The 18,756-nt window shown below is 64.0% G+C and carries 16 protein-coding genes and 2 pseudogenes; 11 read left to right on the forward strand and 7 right to left on the reverse strand.

Annotated features, from left to right (window positions below; all coding sequences use genetic code 11):
- Positions 1–262: 262 nt before the first annotated feature.
- From DWF00_RS20570 to DWF00_RS20590, 5 genes are all read right to left on the reverse strand, one after another.
- Positions 263–2,035, reverse strand: coding sequence for an ABC transporter permease subunit (locus DWF00_RS20570; RefSeq protein WP_181832895.1), 1,773 nt, complete (start codon positions 2,033–2,035; stop codon positions 263–265).
- A 23-nt stretch (positions 2,036–2,058) separates the two neighbouring features.
- The gene (locus tag DWF00_RS20575) at positions 2,059–3,081 is read right to left on the reverse strand and encodes an ABC transporter substrate-binding protein (protein ID WP_114832441.1); all 1,023 of its coding nucleotides are present in this window, start codon (positions 3,079–3,081) and stop codon (positions 2,059–2,061) included.
- A gap of 27 nt (positions 3,082–3,108) precedes the next feature.
- Complete coding sequence (locus DWF00_RS20580) at positions 3,109–4,197, reverse strand: ABC transporter ATP-binding protein (protein WP_114832442.1); 1,089 nt, start codon at positions 4,195–4,197, stop codon at positions 3,109–3,111.
- Positions 4,197–5,402: a M24 family metallopeptidase gene (locus DWF00_RS20585; protein ID WP_114832443.1), complete on the reverse strand. Its 1,206-nt coding sequence runs from the start codon at positions 5,400–5,402 to the stop codon at positions 4,197–4,199. Before DWF00_RS20585 ends, DWF00_RS20580 begins: the two co-directional genes overlap by 1 nt.
- 242 nt (positions 5,403–5,644) lie before the next feature.
- Positions 5,645–6,640, reverse strand: coding sequence for a LacI family DNA-binding transcriptional regulator (locus DWF00_RS20590; protein ID WP_114832444.1), 996 nt, complete (start codon positions 6,638–6,640; stop codon positions 5,645–5,647).
- Positions 6,641–6,997: 357 nt separating this feature from the next.
- On the opposite strand from DWF00_RS20590, the gene DWF00_RS20595 reads away from it, so the two are divergent.
- From DWF00_RS20595 to DWF00_RS29900, 11 genes and pseudogenes are all read left to right on the forward strand, one after another.
- On the forward strand, positions 6,998–8,422 hold the full coding sequence (locus DWF00_RS20595; RefSeq protein ID WP_114832445.1) for an amidase: 1,425 nt from the start codon (positions 6,998–7,000) through the stop codon (positions 8,420–8,422).
- An 82-nt stretch (positions 8,423–8,504) separates the two neighbouring features.
- Positions 8,505–9,674 carry a mandelate racemase/muconate lactonizing enzyme family protein gene (locus DWF00_RS20600; protein WP_114832446.1) on the forward strand — a complete coding sequence of 390 codons (1,170 nt, stop codon included), beginning with the start codon at positions 8,505–8,507 and terminating at the stop codon, positions 9,672–9,674.
- A gap of 330 nt (positions 9,675–10,004) precedes the next feature.
- Positions 10,005–10,217, forward strand: a pseudogene (locus DWF00_RS20610) (IS6 family transposase); the annotation flags it as partial.
- A gap of 289 nt (positions 10,218–10,506) precedes the next feature.
- The gene (leuC, locus tag DWF00_RS20615; RefSeq protein WP_114832447.1) at positions 10,507–11,934 is read left to right on the forward strand and encodes a 3-isopropylmalate dehydratase large subunit; all 1,428 of its coding nucleotides are present in this window, start codon (positions 10,507–10,509) and stop codon (positions 11,932–11,934) included.
- 2 nt (positions 11,935–11,936) lie between these two features.
- A complete protein-coding gene (gene leuD, locus DWF00_RS20620; protein ID WP_114832448.1) occupies positions 11,937–12,530 on the forward strand; it encodes a 3-isopropylmalate dehydratase small subunit in 594 nt (197 codons plus the stop codon).
- A 66-nt stretch (positions 12,531–12,596) separates the two neighbouring features.
- Positions 12,597–13,655, forward strand: a complete 1,059-nt coding sequence (gene leuB, locus DWF00_RS20625) for a 3-isopropylmalate dehydrogenase (RefSeq protein WP_210207954.1) — start codon at positions 12,597–12,599, stop codon at positions 13,653–13,655.
- Positions 13,656–13,712: 57 nt separating this feature from the next.
- Positions 13,713–14,735, forward strand: a complete 1,023-nt coding sequence (locus DWF00_RS20630) for an ABC transporter substrate-binding protein (RefSeq protein ID WP_114832450.1) — start codon at positions 13,713–13,715, stop codon at positions 14,733–14,735.
- Between the two features lie 2 nt (positions 14,736–14,737).
- On the forward strand, positions 14,738–15,586 hold the full coding sequence (locus DWF00_RS20635) for an ABC transporter ATP-binding protein (protein WP_181832903.1): 849 nt from the start codon (positions 14,738–14,740) through the stop codon (positions 15,584–15,586).
- Positions 15,567–16,373 (forward strand): ABC transporter permease, encoded by an 807-nt coding sequence (locus tag DWF00_RS20640; protein ID WP_114832452.1) that lies wholly within the window; start codon positions 15,567–15,569, stop codon positions 16,371–16,373. The genes DWF00_RS20635 and DWF00_RS20640 overlap by 20 nt, the downstream gene beginning before the upstream one ends.
- Positions 16,374–16,421: 48 nt before the next feature.
- Complete coding sequence (locus tag DWF00_RS20645) at positions 16,422–17,186, forward strand: SDR family NAD(P)-dependent oxidoreductase (protein WP_114832453.1); 765 nt, start codon at positions 16,422–16,424, stop codon at positions 17,184–17,186.
- A 100-nt stretch (positions 17,187–17,286) separates the two neighbouring features.
- Positions 17,287–17,409, forward strand: a pseudogene (locus tag DWF00_RS29900) (SMP-30/gluconolactonase/LRE family protein); the annotation flags it as partial.
- Positions 17,410–17,441: 32 nt separating this feature from the next.
- On the opposite strand, the gene DWF00_RS20655 reads toward DWF00_RS29900, so the two are convergent.
- Entirely contained in the window at positions 17,442–18,332 is an 891-nt protein-coding gene (locus DWF00_RS20655; RefSeq protein ID WP_114832454.1) for a LysR family transcriptional regulator, read from the reverse strand.
- Between the two features lie 32 nt (positions 18,333–18,364).
- Positions 18,365–18,727 (reverse strand): SDR family NAD(P)-dependent oxidoreductase, encoded by a 363-nt coding sequence (locus tag DWF00_RS20660; protein ID WP_245974150.1) that lies wholly within the window; start codon positions 18,725–18,727, stop codon positions 18,365–18,367.
- Positions 18,728–18,756: the final 29 nt, after the last annotated feature.

Here is an 18,756-nt window from a genome sequence, read left to right on the forward strand (position 1 = left end):
GCTGAACTCGTAGAACAGAGCCTCTTGCGCCACCCGCCGTTCGCCCATCATTGCGCCGCCCTCCGTAAGGACGACTGAATCAGGACTTCACGCCCGCAGCAACGGCGACTTTTTCAACGACATCCGCCACTTCCGGACATTGGCGCACCACCCGAAAGCGGACATCGCCATTGAGGTTTTGCTAACGCTCAGCGCCCATCGAATTTCGAGTGCCAGAACCGCGATGCTCGGCAGAATACTGCTTGTGGCCTTCCCAGCGTCGTTAAACCGGGGCTCTGTTTGATCTTAACAGACGAGCGCCGCGCTGACGGCCAAAGATTGCCGCGATACCGACAAGGATGATGAGGCATGTCACGCACAACAGCATGGCTGACACCGCGGCCGCTTCAGGGCTCGTATTGAACCGGATGCCCTCCCACAGCTTCCTCGGCAATGTCTTCACCGACAGGTTGCTGAGGAAGATGGACGCCACCGATTCATCGAATGAAAGTAGCATCGCCAGAAGGGCACCGATGGCCAATCCGGGCAGCAGCAGCGGGAAGACGACGGTCTTGAATATCCGCCACGGATTGGCCCCGAGGCTCGCGGCGGCGAATGACAGCCACGGGTCGATCGAACTGAAAGTCGCTGCGGCGACGAGATAGACGACCGGGAAGATCAGGACGGTATGGGCGATGATGATTCCCGCTTCGGTATCGACCAAGCCCACTCGCGCGAATGTCAAATACGCACCGAGCGCGAAGACGACCGATGGCACGGTCAGCGGAGACTGTACGAAAGCCTCTGCGGCAGCTTGGGACCTGAAATTTCGACCGAGGCCAAGAACCGTGAGGGTGGCCAGCATGACGCTCAGGACACAGGTGGTTGCGCCGATGCGCAGGCTGGTCCACCCGGCCTCGACCCATTCGGGGCTGCCGAGGATCCTCTCGAACCAACGCAGCGAATAGCCGGGAGGCGGAAAGATTAGAACATCCGCCGAACTGAACGAGACGGGAAAGAGCACGACCAGCGGAAGGAGGATGAAGGACGAGATGACACCGAGATAGATCGGTTCGGCGAGCATCGAGCCGGACTGAAACAATGCTGGAATGCGGAGCCGCGACTTCGGCAGAGTGACCGGCCGGCGAAGCAGCGAGGTGTCCGCAAGTACCGTCTGATGCGCGGACGAGACCGCCGACAATTGACTTGGGTTCTGCCAGCGCGAGAACAATCGCGCGACTATCGACAGCCCGAAGACAATGACGGTTGCGGTTATTGCGAGGGTGATGCCGAGCGCTGCAGCGAGAGGCCAGTCGGCGCCCGTCTCGATTTCCGACTGGATCACCTGCGCCAGCATCTGTTGGCGCTGATTGCCCAGCAAAGCGGGGGCGATGAAGCTCGCCATCGTAAACAGGAACACGATGATGACGCCGGACTGGATCCCGCGGATCGCCAGAGGAACCACAATCCCCAGCCAAGCGCGCAGTGGTGTTGCTCCAAGCGTGTGAGCTGCCAGAAGGACGCGCCCGTCGATGCGCCGCAGGACAGTGACGAGCGCGAAGACCATCATCGGAATGGATGAGTGCACCAGGGCAAGAACGACCGCCGGCTCGCGGAACAGCAGCGGAAGAGGCTCCTCGATCAGGCCGAGGTTCAACAGCATCGCGTTCACTAGGCCGCGTTGCCCGAGAATGGCCAGCCAGGCGAATGTTCTCACCAGCACGCTGGTCAAGAAGGGCACCAGAACCAGCAGGCTGAGGAGGAGAAGCTTCACCCCGGTTGCACGGCTGAGGATCCAGGCCAGCGGGAAGGCCACAACGAGTGTGATCGCCGTGGCTTCCAGGCCGATGCGCACGGTCGTCCAGATGACCGTCCGGTAGACCGGGCTGCCGAAGATCCGGACGAACCGCCCGGCGGCATCGCCGCCGAACGCTTCCGGGACGATCGCCAGCAACGGCAGAGCGAAGGCGAACAGAAGCAGGATGGTCACGGGCGCCAGCAGGAGGAGCCGGCCCCAGTTCACGTCCCAAGTTGCGAGCCCACTGCTACGCGCCATCGTCCCGTTCTCCGTTCTGCGCGTCAGTGCATGATGTACGTGTTCCACCGAGCCGATACGGCCTCGAGGTTCTCGTTCCACCATTTCGAGTTGAGTACGCCGCCGAGCTTCTCGTTCTCCGGATTGCCCGGCAGGCCCTTGGTAACCGCCGGATCCACGAGCTTCAGCGCGTCGACATTGGTCGGGCCGTAGAAGATGTGGCGCGGGAGTTCGGCTTGGGCCTGCGGTTGAGCGGCGAAGTTGATGAATTTCATCGCCTCTGCCTTGTTAGGTGCGCCTTTGATCACCGCCCAGTACTCGACCACGGTGACCGATGCCTCATAGCCGTAGGCCCAGCCTGCGCCGGCCTTAATGGCGTTGTCGATGCGGCCGCCCGGGCCAAAGGCGAGGTCGACCTCTCCCTGCTGGATCAGGGCCTGGAGATCCGATGGCGGCTTGAAGCCGACGACCTGGTCCTTGATCCGGTCGATGACCTTCAGGCCGCGATCCACATCCAGCGGATAAAGATCCGCAGGCTTCACGCCGTCGGCCAACAATGCGAATTCGAGGTTGTAATAGGGCAGCGCCAGCATGACGCGACGCGCTTTCACCTTCGGGTCGAAGAACTGGGCTGCCGTCAGACCATTCGGGAACTTGGTCTTGTTCCAGGCCATGTTCTGCGCGAACTTCATGTAGCCGACGCCGTATTGCTTGCGCAGATCGGCTGGAATGCCATCGGATTTGACCACCGAGTAGTCGATGGGCTCGAGAAGGTCGTCCTTGACTTCGTTCTCGTAGGCGGCGGCGTCGGCGGAGATGACGTCCCAGGTGATGTTGCGGCTCGCGACCATCGCCTTGACCTTCGCGTGGCCGGTGCCGGTGGTATCGGTAACCCTGGAGCCCGTCGCCTTGGCGTAGGGCTCGAAGAAGGCCTTCTTCTGGGCGTCCTGGAAGGAGCCGCCATAGGACGAGATCACGACCTTGCCGGTATCGGCGGCGGCCGCGCCGATGAAGATCACGCCGATCGCCGCGATCGACAGGCCCATATATCGCTTGAGATTTTTCATGTTTTTTCCCCTCTCCGTGAATCCGCTTTAGATGGTCCCCTCAGCCGGAAGAACAGCGACGGCGCCGGGCGCCCATCGCGCGATGACGTCTTTGCCGGGCTCGAGCCGGCCGGCGGCCTCGTCCCCGCGCACGACGGTGGCGAGCAGGGATTGCCCGTCGGGCAGCGCGAGCGTCACGCGCCAGCCGGCGCCGAGGTAAGTGACGTCCCGGATCTTGGCCGGAATTCCGAAGGCGCCGTCAGCGGCGGCGCTTGTCGCGGAACGGACGGCGACGTTCTCTGGTCGCACGACGATGTCGAACGGCGCTGCCGTCGCCAACGGCAATGCCTGACGGGCGCCAGCGATCTCGTATCCACGGCCATTGTCGATCGCGGTTGCCCGCAGGATCGAGCATTCGCCCAGAAAGCGCGCGACGAAGTGGCTGGAAGGCGCTGCATAGATGGTTTCCGGGTCGGCCACCTGGAGCAGGCGCCCGCCCGCCATGATCCCGATCCGGTTGGCCATCGCCATGGCTTCCGACTGGTCATGCGTCACATAGATGACGGTGATGCCGAGCTCGCCCTGGATGCGCTTCAGTTCCAGCTGCATCTGGTCGCGCAGTCTGCGATCGAGCGCGCCGAGCGGCTCGTCCATCAGCAACAGGCTGGGACCGAAAACGAGCGAGCGGGCAAGCGCGACACGTTGCTGCTGCCCGCCGGACAGCTGAGACGGGTACGAGGCGCCCCGGTCGGTCAGGTTGACGAGGCTCAGCGCGGCATTCACCCGCGCCTCGCGATCAGCGCGGCCGACTCCGCGCATCTTCAGCGGATAGGCGACGTTCTCGGCCGCCGTCATATGCGGGAACAGTGCGTAGTTCTGGAAGACCACGCCGATCTGCCGCCTATGCGGGGGAACATCGGAGACGGACGTGCCCGACATCAGGACGCTGCCTTCGGTGGGTTTGTCGAACCCCGCGAGGAGCATCAGAAGCGTCGTCTTGCCGGAGCCGCTCGACCCGAGCAGCGCGAAGAACTCCCCCGAAGCGATGTCGAGGCTCACATCGCTTACCGCGGCGACAGGCCCGTAGCGTTTCGTGACACCTTGAAAGGAAACGGCGGCGAGCGACGCGTCCGTCATCAGATGTCCCTGCCGAGATCGAATGGGGTGAGCACCTCATGGCCGGCTTCGGTCACGAGGACCGTATCGCCGAAGCGCGCGCCGCCGACGCCATCGACATAGATGCCCGGCTCGATGGTGATGACCATGCCAGGCTCGAGCACGGTCTGGGAGCCGGCCTTGATCTCGTGCCCGTCCCAGCTGGAATAGCCGATCGAACGGCCGGTGCGATGCAGGACGGGGTTTTCCCAGCCACCACGGTCGATCACGGCCATGGCTGCAGCGTGCACTGCGTCGGCCGTCGCGCCGGGGCGCGTGGCGGCCAACGCCGCCTCCTGCGATTCACGCGCGAGATCGATGACCTTGCGCATCTCCGCGGAGGGTCTTGTGGAGCCGACCTGCACGGGACGGTCATAGCCGATCAAATGCCCGAAGAAGCCCGTACTGCATCGACATATCTGCACGACGTCGCCTTCCCGCATTCTGCGGCCGGCGCCGGCGGCGTGGCAGCGCGCCGTGCGCTCGGCCCCGCTTCCCGTCATGTGCAGGCCCAGCGCCAGCGGCGACTGTTCCTCGTTTCCATTCCATAGCTCGGCAGCCCGCCGGGTGCCGGCCACGAAAGAAGCGAGCGAGACTTCCCATTCGGCAATGCCGGGAGCGACAGCGTCAACGCTGGCCCTGAACTGATGGCCGATGACATCGCAGCTCAGTCGAATGACGTCGAGCGCCGCAGCGTCCTTTATCGCCAGCAGATCGCGCAGCAGCAGGCCTGCGTCCCTGACGCGCTCTTGCCCGAGCGCCTGCCGGACGAGCTCGATGTTCGCGCCGTTCGTGCCATTGAAGTCGATGCCGATCGTACGGGCTTGCGGTGCGCTTTCTGCGACGTAGCCAGCGAGAGCGTCCTGGTGCGTCGTGGGAGCCGGGACGGGCTCCTCCCATTCCACCCATCTGGCAATCACCGGCGTGCCGGACCGTGCCTGGATTTCCTTAACTTCGCTGCCGGGCGAGACGAAGCCCGGATTGCCGTTTTGGGGAACGATCAGCCAGATCGGGCGGGTGACCGGAAGCCCATGCAAGCCGGTGAGAAATCTCAAGATGTCGGCGCCGGCCAGTGCGAGAATGTCGAACCCGCGCTTCTTCATCTCAACCTGGGTGCGCTTGAGGCGATTGCGATAGTCCGCATCGGACGGAACAGGAGGGGGGGCTGCAGTGGGGCTTGCGAGCATGGTCTCTTCTCGGCGTGATCCAATCGTTTGGACATCTCATACAATCGTTTGTATTGTCAATTGCCAATCGATTGGATTGGCATTTTCAGCGAAGTAGCAGCCTGATCGGTGATATGGCGGGCTCGGTTGGCTCAGAACAACGAGTTGGGCGACGTTTTGATGGCCGACCCGTTCCGTCTCATGTGATCGCGGAGGATGATCGCAGCCGCGGTGCCAAGCCCGCGAATTGCAGGTCGATCAGATCATCGGGCCTGCGCGACGCTGTCCCGCATCACCAATCGATGATCGAGCACGATCTTATCCGAGGGCGGTGCGCCCCTATAGACTTGGCGAAAGAGCGCCTCTGCTCCCTTCCGCCCCATCTCGAAGCGTGGAACGGCAACCGTCGAGAGCGGGGGGGACATCAGTCCGGCTACTTTCAGATCGTCGATCCCGAAGAACGACATGTCGCCGGGTATGCTCCGGTTGGCCCGTCGGGCTGCGGCCATGGCGGCGATCGCAAGTTCGTCAGTGGCGCAGAAGACCGCCGTGGCGTGCAGGCCATCGTCGAGCATGGATTTCATGATCGCGAAACCCGACTCGGCGTCGTCCTTGAAAGAGTCGGTCGAGCGCATGTTCACGAACTCGCCGAGCCCGTTATCGCGCATGAAATCGACGTAAGCGGCGCTTCGCTCGCGATATGTCTCGGAGCTGGTCGGTCCTCCGATATGCAAGATACGCCTGTGCCCCATGGAATGGAGCTGGACCATAACCTCCTTGGCGGCGGCGTAGTTGTCGATCGTGACGCAAGTCACGCCGTCATGCGGCACAGGACGCGATATCGCGACCACTTTGCTGCTGAGCCCTTGCATGCCGAGAATTGTCGTCGGCAGCGTTCCGGTGACCGTGATGATGCCATCCACGACGCCGGTCATCAGCTGGTTTCCAAGCTTCTCCTCGCGCTTCGACTGGCGCAGCGTAACGCCGAGCAACACGTTGATGTCGCGTTCCGCCAATGTCTCGACGATGCCTTGAACGACGTCGGAATAGAACGGAGCACCGATGTCTGAAACGATGACGAGCACCTGGTTCGCGCGGCCATCCCGCAGCGCGCGCCCTCTCTCGTTCACCACATAACCGGTGTCGCGCACGATCTGATCGATGAGCTCGCGTGTCTCCTTGGCGACGCGCGAGCTTCCCGCCAGGGCGCGACTGACCGTCGAGATGTCGACGCCCGCTATGCGCGCTATCTCGGCCATTTTGGGCCGCCGTCCATCGGCTGGCCCTTCTGCGTTTTCGTCGATCTGCGAGATGAGCGCGTTTCCTTTTTCAACGCCTTACGCTGTGAGTTGGTCACTCCGGCCCGACGAGCTGCTGCTACGCGCAAGCCGTCGGATTATCAAAGTCCTTTTCGGCCCTTGCTGCCGCGGAGATTCGAGTTCCGTTCAACGAACGCTACTCCTCCGGCTCGGTATTGACAATCCAATCGATTGTAAATAATTGCCAATCGATTGTATTATGATTTTAATGCCCATTGCGGCCCGTTTGGCACGAGCGCCGCCAATGCCGCGGATAGGGAGGTTTGGTTGGGACATCTCATCGCGAATGGAGCCGACATGGATGTCGGCTTCCTCTCGGCCACAGAGCTCGGGCGCGCATTGGCTCGCGGTGAGCTGACGTCTCAAGCGCTTGTGACCGCGCTGCTCGCTCGGATCCGGGCCTATGATCCGGTTTTGAAGGCTTTCGTCGAAGTCTACGACGACGACGCTCTGCAGGCGGCGTGGCAGTCGGATGAGCGGCGGTCCCGCAACCAGACCAGAGGCTTGCTCGATGGCATCCCTTTCGCGGCCAAAGACCTCTTCGACGTCGAGGGCCGTCCGACATTGGCGGGATCGAAAGCGTCGGACGCGACGCCTGCCGCGCAGTCAGCCAACGCGGTCCTGCGACTTCTGGCCGAGGGCATGATTCTGATCGGCAAGACGCGTACGGTCGAATTCGCCTATGGCAGCTGGGGAACGAACCCTAGCTGCGGCACCCCGGTTAATCCGCGCGACACCGTCGTTGCGCGCGTAGCGGGCGGTTCATCCAGCGGGTCAGGGGTAGCGGTCGCGGCCGGGATGGTGCCCGTCGCGCTCGGCACCGACACCGGGGGCTCGGTGCGCACCCCTTCGGCTCTGTGCGGAATCGTCGGAATGAAGCCATCGCCCGGGCTGATCGGCCGCAGCGGAGTTCAGCCCTTGGCCCTGGTCTTCGACACCGTGGGCCCGATGGCGCGTTCGGTCGAGGACGCCGCACTTGTCCAGGCCGTGCTGCAAGGGGAGGATCCCGACGATCCCGCGACTTTCAGCATTCCCCGAGCGAACCCGATGGCCGATCTGGGCAAGGGCATCGCAGGGCTGAGGCTGCGCCACCCGTCGATGGAAAACCTGAAAGCCGCCGATCCCGAAATCCTCGACAGATTCAGGGATATGCTCGCCGATCTGGCCGGCATGGGTGCGCTCATCGAGGAGAAGCCGCTGCCTCGCCCCCTCGAACTCTATGCAAGTCTCGCCGCCAACATCACCACCGCGGAGGCATGGAACCGTTTTCGGCCCTTGATCGATGTGGACGACAGTCTTGTCGACCCGGAAATCGCGACGCGGATGTCCCGCGGCAGGGCGATGAGCATTGCTGACTACCTCGGCTACGAAGAGCAACGCCGGCTGATGCAGACGGAGTTCCACCACTACTTTTCGGGGGCCGATGCGCTCCTACTCCCCTCGTCTCCGATCACGGCGAAACCCATCGACAGCGTGCACGACAGCTTTGCGCCGTTCGGCATTTTCACCCGTCTCGCCGGTCTGATGAGCCTCGCTTCGCTGAGCGTACCGATGGGCGATGTGGAACGGCTCCCAACAGGCGTTCAGATCATGGTTCGGCGCTACGCCGATCCGCTTGCATTCCGGATTGGGCATGCCCTCGAAATTCGGCGTGGCGGCTCGTTCGTACGCCCGCTTGGATATGAGCGCCTGGATCACCCGGACCCGGTAGCCGCGGAGTGAGCATTTGGATTGCCGGGAGGCGGCGCGCGTCAGGTTCGCTGGTCCCAATCACCTATCGTTTTCAGCACAGAAAGCCACGTCGATGCTCGCGATCGAGAACCTTCGCATTTTCAATGTCCGCAGCGGTCCTCAGCGCCCCGTCATCGTCGAGTTGACGACGAAGGATGGCATCGTCGGCTATGGCGAAGCCGCCGTCGCATATGGGATGGGCGCCGCCGCCGCCGCAGGCATGCTGAAGGAACTGGCCCCCGCCGTGATCGGCGCGGACGCGACCTATCCGCGTCATGTCTGGCACGAAATCTACGACAATTCGTTCTGGGCCAAGGGCGGCGGCGCCATCATGTTCGCAGCCCTCAGCGCGATCGATCAAGCCCTCTGGGACATCAAGGCCAAGGCGCTGGGCGTGCCTGTCTACGAGCTGTTCGGCGCGAAGTTCGCGGCCGAGATCGAGGTTTACGCCAATGGCTGGAGCACCAGGCATGACGACGTCCTGGGATGGGCCAAATCGGCCGAGCGTCCGATTTCGGAGGGGTATCGGCAGCTGAAGTGCTATCCGCTCGCGAACTACGAGAAAGGGCGAACGCTGCGGCATGTTCAGCGTCGCCAACTCGATGATGTGGCGTTCAAGCGCGCCATCGACCGTGTCAGGACGCTGCGCAAGGTCGTGGGACCGGATATCGGGCTGATGTTCGACCTCTCCGGTGGGCTCAACAACGACCAGCTGATCCGTTTCATGGACGTTTGTGCCGAGCTCGATCCGATCTGGGTCGAGGAACCGCTCGACGCGTTCAATTTTGGCGGCCTGCGCGATCTGGCCGGGCGATGGCCGATCCCTATCGCCGCCGGCGAGCGCGTTTATACCCGCCACGGCTTTCGCAATCTGCTGCAGAGCGGAGGCGTCGACGTTGCAATGCCGGATGTCGGAAATTGCGGCGGCATCTTCGAGTTCGTCCAGATCGCGGCCATAGCAGAAACCTACAATGTCCGGGTTTCGGCCCATAACTGCGCGAGCACTCTTTGCACTGCAGCCTCTATTCAAGCGATCGCCGCAACGGCTATGGCTATGCCGCTCGAAACCTATCCCTATTATTCGGAAGCGAACGACTACGTTCAGATCCTGAAAAATCCGCCAGAAAAGGCGATCATCAACGGCCGGCTTGCCGTTTCCACCTCGCCAGGACTTGGTGCGGAAATTGATATCGACGCGATCACTCCGTACCGCTTCTTCGACTATCGCGAAGCGGCGGCTTGAAGTCATTGCCCAGGCCAGTGCGCGCAAGGCGCAAGCCGACGCACGTGTGCCGAATCTGCCGGTGCGCCGCCGACGGCAAAGCAACGACTGCCAATTGTTTTGGCTCATGATACCAGCGATCAACAGGTACCAGGCGGCGGCGCGCCAGGTGCGGACGTTGAGTGTCTACCCAGAAGCGGACGTTCCCGACGGGATATCCTTGACCGTCTGGAACAGCCCGGATTGATGATCAAGCAGAAGAAACAGCGTATCGAACGGGTTCAACAGGGCTGCGCCCCCGCCTGTCGCGAGCACGTCGATTTTTCGGACGACGATTCCATCGCAGTTCTGCGCCACCAACAAGGTTTGCACCGGAACAACAGGGCGGCAAACTCACACTAGGTGGTGCGGCGACGGGAGCAGAAGATGCAGCGCTTCAAGTCACCAGGCTCCGCCCAGCGCTTCCTCTCGGTTCATGCCGCCGTCCACAACACGTTCAATCTCCAGCGCCACCTCATCTGCCGACGCACGCTGCGGCTCTTCCGAGCCGAGGCCCAACAATAGTGACAGACCGCAACTGCGGCCGCCTGAGCACAACATCGACTGACATAAACAGCGGCTCTCTCAGGTTCGCGTGACAATGCCCGAGCCGGCAATCCACCATCACGGATCGCGATGGTGGATTGCCCGATGACCATGCCAAAAACCGCCGATCCCGATGCAGCATGGTCGCGAATAAGAGCGGCCAGCCCAGCGCTCGTGCCGGACAGGCGCTGCGGACCCTTGAACGGCCGCTGGCTCCGCGTTCGACATCGCCCTGCGGACCGGTCGCCATGGGTAGGGAAACGACACCATGCGGTCCAGCGCCGGCAGCGCGCAGACGATGCACGACAAGATCTGGAACAGCCACCGGATCGTGTCGCGCGATGACGGGCAGGACCTCCTGTTCATCGATCGCCATTTCATCCACGACATCACCGCCCCTGCCTTCGAGATCTTGCGCGAGCGCGGGCTGAAGCCGCGGGCGCCGCATCGCATCTTCGGCACGGCCGACCACTATGTCCCGACCCACAGCCGCGACATGGCCGCGGTCAACCATCCCGAGCGCCGCACCATGATCGAGGCGCTGACTAGAGACGCCGCCGAGTCCGGCATCCAGATCTTCGGGCTCGGCGATCCACGCCAGGGCATCGTCCACGTCATCGGGCCGGAACAGGGGCTCAGCCTGCCCGGCATGACCATCGTCTGCGCCGACAGCCATACCTCGACCCATGGCGCGCTCGGCGCGCTCGCCTTCGGCATCGGTGCGACCGAGGTCGGGCACGTGCTCGCCACGCAGTCGCTTTGGCAGCGCAAGCCACGCAGCATGCGCATCTCGATCGACGGGACGCTCGGGGCCGGCGTCACCGCCAAGGACATCATCCTCACGATCATCGCCACGATCGGCGTTGCGGGCGCGACCGGCCATGTCATCGAATATGCCGGCTCCGCGATCCGGGGCCTGTCGATGGAGGGCCGGCTGACTGTCTGCAACATGTCGATCGAGGCCGGCGGGCGCGCCGGCATGATCGCGCCGGACGACACCACCTTCGCCTATCTGAAGGACCGGCCCTATGCGCCCAAGGGCGAGGACTGGGAGCGCGCGGTCGCCGGCTGGCGCGAGCTCGCCTCCGATCTCGATGCCGTCTTCGACCGCGAGATTACGATCGACGCGGCCTCGATCGCGCCCATGGTGACCTGGGGCACCACGCCCGAGGATGCGACGCCGATCACCGGCGTGGTGCCCGATCCCGATGCGATCGCCGATCCCGGCCGGCGGGAGGGCATGGCACGCGCGCTCGCCTATATGGGGCTCGTGCCCGGCACGGCGCTGGAAGAGGTGCCGATCGACCGCGTCTTCATCGGTTCCTGCACCAATGGCCGGATCGAGGATCTGCGCAGCGCCGCCGCGGTGGTGAAGGGGCGCAAGGTCGCCGGCCGCATCGAGGCCTGGGTCGTCCCCGGCTCGCAGCAGATCAAGGCACAGGCCGAGGCCGAGGGACTCGACCGCATCTTCAAGGCAGCCGGTTTCGACTGGCGCTTCGCCGGCTGCTCGATGTGCCTCGCGGCGAATGGCGACACCGTCGCGCCGGGGCAGCGCTGCGCATCGACCTCGAACCGCAACTTCGTCGGCCGGCAGGGGCCGCGCGCCCGCACGCATCTGATGAGCCCGGCCATGGCGGCGGCCGCGGCCGTGACCGGGCATCTCACCGATGTGCGCCGCCTGATGGAAGGCGCCTGAGCATGGACCGTCTCGACCGGATCGAAGCCGTCGCACTGCCCATCGCCGAGGCCAACTGCGATACCGACCAGATCCTGCCGGCGCAGTATCTGCAGAAGCCGCGTGCTGATAATTTCGGCAACTACCTCTTCGCCGCCTTCCGCTTCCGCGAGGACGGCTCGGAGATCCCGGACTTCATCCTCAACCGTCCAGCCTATCGCCCGGCCCGGATCGTCGTCGCCAGCCATAATTTCGGCTGCGGCTCGTCGCGCGAGCATGCCGTCTGGGCGCTCTACGATTACGGCATCCGCGTCGCGATCGCGCCGAGCTTCGGCGACATCTTCCAGACCAATTGCCTCAAGAACGGGCTCCTGCCTGTCGTGCTGCCGACCGATGTCGTCGCGGCCCTGCTGCAGGATCTCGAAGCGACGCCCGGCGCCACGATCAGCGTCGACCTGCCCGGCCAGATCGTCGTGCTGCCGGACGGCTCGTCGCATGGCTTTGCAGTCGATGCCTTCGCCAAGGATTGCCTCGTCAACGGCATCGACGAGCTCGATTACACGCTCGCCCGCGCGAGCGAGATCGACAGGTTCGAGCGCGACCACAGCCCCGCGTAGGGCGATGCGGTTGCGCTTCAAGGTTCACGTCACTTAACGGAGAAGCCACTCGTGAAGATTGCAATCATGGCCGGCGACGGCATCGGGCCGGAAGTCGTCGCGCAGGCGGTGAAGGTGCTCCGCCACGTGCTGCCGCAGGCGGAAACCGAGGAAGCGCCGGTCGGCCTCGCCGGCATCGAGACCCGCGGCGTGCCGCTGCCCGACGAGACGCTCGCACTGGCGAAGCGCGCCGACGCGATCCTGTTCGGCGCCGTCGGCGGGCCGGACGAGGCGAGCCTGCCGCGCGAGCAGAGGCCCGGCACCGGGCTGCTGAAGCTGCGCAAGGAATTGACGCTCTTCGCCAATTTCCGGCCAGCCTTCATGTTCCCGGAGCTGATCGGCGCCTCGACACTGAAGCCCGAGATCGTCGATGGGCTCGACCTCGTCATCCTGCGCGAGCTGAACGGCGATATCTATTTCGGCGAGCCGCGTGGCATCGAGACCGGGCCTTCTGGCGAACGCTACGGCATCAACACGATGCGCTACACGGAATCCGAGGTCGAGCGCATCGCGCATGCGGCCTTCCAGGCCGCAAGGCGCCGCCGCGGCAAGGTCTGCTCGGTCGACAAGGCCAATGTGCTTGAGACCATGCAGCTCTGGCGCGAGGTGATGACCCGCGTCGGCCGAGAATACCCGGATGTCGAGCTCAGCCATCTCTTCATCGACGCGGCGGCCATGACGCTGATGCGCGCGCCCAAGCAGTTCGACGTCATCGTCACCGGCAACATGTTCGGCGACATCCTGTCGGACGCGGCGGCGATGCTGACCGGCTCGATCGGCATGTTGCCCTCGGCCTCGCTCGGGCTCGACCGCAAGGGCCTCTACGAGCCGGTCCACGGCTCGGCGCCGGACATTGCCGGGCAGGACATCGCCAATCCGCTCGCCGCGATCCTGTCCTTCGCCATGCTCTTGCGCGAGAGCCTTGGTCTCGAAGACAAGGCCCAGGAGGTCGAGAGCGCGGTGCGCTCGGTGCTGGCCGGCGGCTATCGCACCGCCGACATCTACCAGCCCGGCACGCACCGGGTCGGCACGGAAGAGATGGGCGACGCCGTCGTCCAGGCTCTGCAGGCGCGGAGGGCCGCATAGCGCTCAACGCCGGCCAGACCACCTAAACAAAATAAAACTGCAACGGAGGGAAACGACATGAAACGGATGCTGAAGTCGGCCTTGTGCGCTGCCATCGCCATGGCCGGCACCGTGAGCGCCATCGCCAAGGACACGCCGGAAAAGCCTGCGGTCCACATCGCGGCGGCCTCGATCGGGGTGACCTACCTGCCCCTCATCCTCGCCAAGGAGCTCGGCTACTTCAAGGACGAGGGCCTCGACGTTACCATCGCCGCCTTCTCCGGCGGCGCCAAGGCGCTCCAGGCCCTGCTCGGCGGCAGCACCGACATGGTCGCCGGCGCCTATTCCAACACCCTGACCATGGCGGTGAAGGGCCAGAAGCTCGTCACCATCGCCGCCCAGGTCAATTGCCCGGCCTGGGTCTTCGGCATCGCCAAGAAGAATGTCGGCAAGGTGAACGCGGTCAAGGACCTCAAGGGCATGCGGGTCGGCGTCAGCTCGCCGGGCTCCAGCACGCACATGGCGGTCAACTACATCCTGCACAAGGCCGGCCTGAAGGCCGAGGACGTCTCGATCATCGGCGTCGGCCAGGCGGCGGGCGCCGTCGCGGCGATCCGCTCGGGCCAGATCGACGCGCTCGTCGTCAACGACCCGGTCGCCACGATCCTGGTCGAGGGCGGCGATCTCACCCCGCTCGCCGAGATGCGCACCGAAGCCGGCAACAAACTCGTCTTCGGCTCCGACTATCCGGAATCGAGCATCTACGGGACGAAGGCCTTCGTCGAGAAGAACCCGAAGACCGTGCAGGCCGTGGCCAATGCCATCGTCCGCGCCGAACGCTGGATCGCCAAGGCGACGCCGCAACAGGTGGTCGATACCGTTCCGGCCGAATATGTCGTCGACGACAAGGGCCTCTACGCCAAGGGCTTCGAGAACAGCCGCCGCTGCATCTCGCAGACCGGCATCCTCGATCCCGCCGGCGCGCAGACCGTCCGGGACGTGCTCTCGGCCTTCGATCCGGAGATCGGCTCGGCCAAGATCGACATCACCGAGACCTACGACAACAGCTTTGCGCGCAAGGCTGCGGAAACGATCCGATGAACATGGCGGTCGCCAGCATCGGTGAGCGGAGCGCCGCGCAAGACGTGCACCCGGCGCTCTGCTTCGAGCATGTCACATGCACGTTCGCCAGCAACGAGGGCGCAGGGAAAACCTATACTGCCGTCCACGATGTCAGCCTCACGGTCCGGGAAGGCGAGTTCGTCTCGGTGGTCGGACCGACGGGCTGCGGCAAGTCGACCTTGCTCAACGTGGCGGCGGGCCTGATGCGCCCGTCATCGGGCGCGCTGAGCGTGTTCGGGCGGCCGCTGAGCCAGGGCCTCAACCGGGATGCGTCCTATCTCTTCCAAGTGGACGCGCTGATGCCCTGGAAGAGCGCGGAGGACAATGTCGCCGCCGGGCTGATCTTCCATGGCAAGCCCAAGGCCGAGGCGCTCGCGATCGCACGCGAGTGGCTCGTCCGCGTCGGCCTCGACGGCCATGGCAAGAAGTACCCGCACCAGCTCTCGGGCGGCATGCGCAAGCGTGCCGGCCTGGCCCAGGCGCTGGTGCTCAACCCGCGCATCCTGCTGATGGACGAGCCGTTCAGCGCGCTCGACATCCAGACGCGCCATCTGATGGAGGACGAGCTGCTGCGGCTCTGGTCGGAGGATCGCAAGTCGGTGGTCTTCGTGACCCATGATCTCGAGGAGGCGATCTCGCTGTCGGACCGCGTGATCGTGCTCTCGGCTGGCCCGGCGACGCGGCCGATCGCGGAGTTCGAGATCGACCTGGAGCGCCCGCGCGAGGTCGCGGAGATCCGCATGACCCAACGCTTCCTGCAATTGCACTCGGCCATCTGGGATGTGCTGAGGGGTGAGGTTCTGAAAAGCTATGCGCGCAATCGCTCTTGACCCGAACAACCGCGCGCTCGTCAACGTCACGCGCTTCCTGCTACTGGCCGGCGGGCTGTTCTTCTGGTGGCTCTCGACCTCGCAGGGCTGGCTCTCGCCGTTCTTCTTCGGCGAGCCGTTCGGCGTGCTCAAGACGCTGATCCGCTGGTTCACGACCGGCTCGATCTTCATCCACCTCTACACGACGCTGCTGGAAACGCTGCTCGCCTTCGGCATCGGCACCGTGCTCGGCCTAGCGGTGGGGCTCGGCCTCGCGCTCAACCCGTTCCTCGCGGTGGTGACCGACCCGTTCATCAAGGCGTTCAACTCGATGCCGCGCCTGATCTTCGCCCCGATCTTCGCGCTCTGGTTCGGGCTCGGCATCTGGTCCAAGGTTGCGCTGGGCGTGACGCTGGTCTTCTTCGTTGTGTTCTTCAACGTCTTCCAGGGTGTGCGCGAGGTCAGCCCGGTTGTCCTCGCCAATACCCGCATGCTGGGGGCGAATTCGCGGCAGCTGCTCCGGCACGTCTACATGCCCTCGGCGATGAGCTGGGTGTTCTCCAGCCTGCACAACGCGGTCGGCATCGCCTTCGTCGGCAGCGTGGTCGGCGAATATCTCGGCTCGGAGAAGGGCGTCGGCTACCTCATCCTGCTGGCGGAAGGCGTCTTCGACATGAATTCGGTGATCGCCGGCATCCTGCTGCTGACCGTGTTCGCGCTGGTGCTCGATATCGCGGTCTCCCAGTTCGAGAACCATTTTATGCGCTGGCGGCCGGTGAGCGGCGAGACCGTCGCCGCTGCCGCCTGATCCTTCCATGACATCGGCAGCAACTCCCTGCGAATAGGAAACTTTGTCTTGCAAACCAATGCGATCAATCTGAACGGGCGCGTCGCCGTGGTCACCGGCGGCGCGCAGGGGATCGGCCACACCGTCGGCCGGCGCCTTCTGGCCTCGGGTGCGCGGCTCGTCATTTGGGACATCAATGCGCAGGGCCTGGCCCAGGCGAAGGCCGAACTTTCCGCCGATGGGGGCCATGACATCCATACCGAAGTGGTCGACATCGCCGACTATGCCAGCGTCGAGGCGGCCGTCGCCGGGACGGTCGCGGCGGCGGGCGGCATCGACATCCTGATCAACAACGCCGCGATCGTCGGGCCGAACTTTCCGCTGGCGAGCTATCCGATCGACGCCTGGCGGCAGGTGCTCGACGTCGACGTCAACGGCACCTTCCATTGCTGCCGCGCCGTCGTGCCGCTGATGGTCGCGAAGAACTACGGCCGCATCGTCAACATCGCCTCGATCGCCGGCAAGGAGGGCAACCCCAACGCCGCCGCCTACAGCGCCGCCAAGGCCGCGGTGATCGCCATGACGAAATCGCTCGGCAAGGAGCTCGCGGGCAACGACATCGCCGTGAACTGCGTGACGCCCGCCGTCGCGCGCACGCCCGGCGCCATGGAGCAGGCGCCGGAGCACATAACCTACATGCTGAGCAAGATCCCGCGCGCCCGCTTCCTCGAGCTGAACGAGGCGGCGGCGATGATCGCCTGGCTCGCCAGCGAAGAGAACTCGTTCACGACTGGGGCGGTGTTCGACCTGTCCGGCGGCCGGGCGACCTATTGACGGCAGGGCTAGAGCATTTTCGAGCGAAGTGGATACCGGTTCGCGTGAAGAAAATGCGTTAAAACAAAAAGATAGAGCATTTCCGCGCTCCAGAGAAGCGCGAAAATGCTCTAATATCTACTTCGGCGGGCCGAACCTCCGCACGGCCTATATCACGCTGTCGGGAACCGGGCGCCTTGCGATGGACTGGCCGGAACCGGGGCTGCCGCTGGCCTATTCCTAGCGGCTTTCGCGACAGCCGCGTCCCCTGGAGGCTCACGCGTGCCGGGTGCCGAGATGCGTCATCAGGAGCTGGACCGGCGCGGGCAAAGAGAGCACGTCGCGCACGCAGATGTTCCAGTGGCGAACGGCCCAATCCTCGTCGAGAGGCACCGCGACGAGCGGAGCGGTGGCGACATAGCGTGCGGCGTGGTGCTCCGGCACAAGCGCGATGCCGAGTTTCGCCTCGACCATGCTCCGCGCCGGCTCGAAGCCGTTCACCCTGATGCGCAGCCGCAAGGGTTTGCTGAGATCGGCTGCAGCGCGCAGCACGAGCGAGTTGAGATAGCTGCCCTTCTGGGGGCCGACGAGGTCGTGCTCGGCTACCTCGTCGAATTTGAGCTTGGCCGCGCTGCTCAAGGCATGATCCTCCGGCATGATCACGACTAGCCGATCGCTCCGGTACGGCAGGATGTGCAGGCCGCTCACCAATGCATTGCCGCCAAAGATTCCGATATCGGCGGCATTCTCGGAGACCGCGCGGACGACGTCCTGGCTCAGCCCTTCCTCGAGATCGATCAGAACTCCCGGGTGCAGCGTCATGAAATCGCGAATATCCGCCGGCAAGTACTGCACGACCGTGGACAGGCTCGCATGCAGGCGGATCTGCCCACGTATCCCCTTGGAATGATCGGCGAGCTCTGTTTCCATCTGGGAGATATCGCGCAAGATGGTCCGCGCATGCTGAAGCAGGCTATAAGCCGCCGGCGTCAACTCAAGGCCTCTGTTACTACGAGTAAAAAGAGGCGTTTTAAGAATTCTTTCGAGAATTGAGATTCTTTTGCTGACCGCCGATGCAGAAATATGCTCAATATCCGCCGCTCTGACGATATTTTTCTGCTCGCAAACAGTAACGAACAGTTTGAGCGACAAAAGATCGAACAGCATGTCGGCCCCTCCCATATGCGCCATACGTACCTCTAACACAGGATACCCGGCCTGCGAGATCTACGCGTGGCGGGTGATGAAAGTCCCGGTTGACGATCTCGAAAAGGCAGCCGCCTACGAATTTTATCGGCGCGCCGTCCGCGAGCGAGTAGTCGGACCACCTGGATCGAGCCGATGGCGTTGGCGTCAAACTGATGGCGGATCTGCTCGTCGGATACCTCTTTCGCAGCGCCCGTGAGGCCGTATCCTGCGTTGTTCACGATGACGTCGATACGCCCGAAGTCGCCGAACGCTTTGGCCACCACCTGTCGAACCGCGGCAGTGCTGGTGACATCGAGATGGCGCGTCCAGAACAGCTCTCCGTATTCGCGAGAAAGGTCAGCCAGGACCTCCATCCGGCGCGCCGTTCCCGCGACGCGATCAC

Source organism: Allobosea caraganae, from assembly GCF_003351345.1.
Classification (GTDB): Bacteria; Pseudomonadota; Alphaproteobacteria; order Rhizobiales; family Beijerinckiaceae; genus Allobosea; species Allobosea caraganae.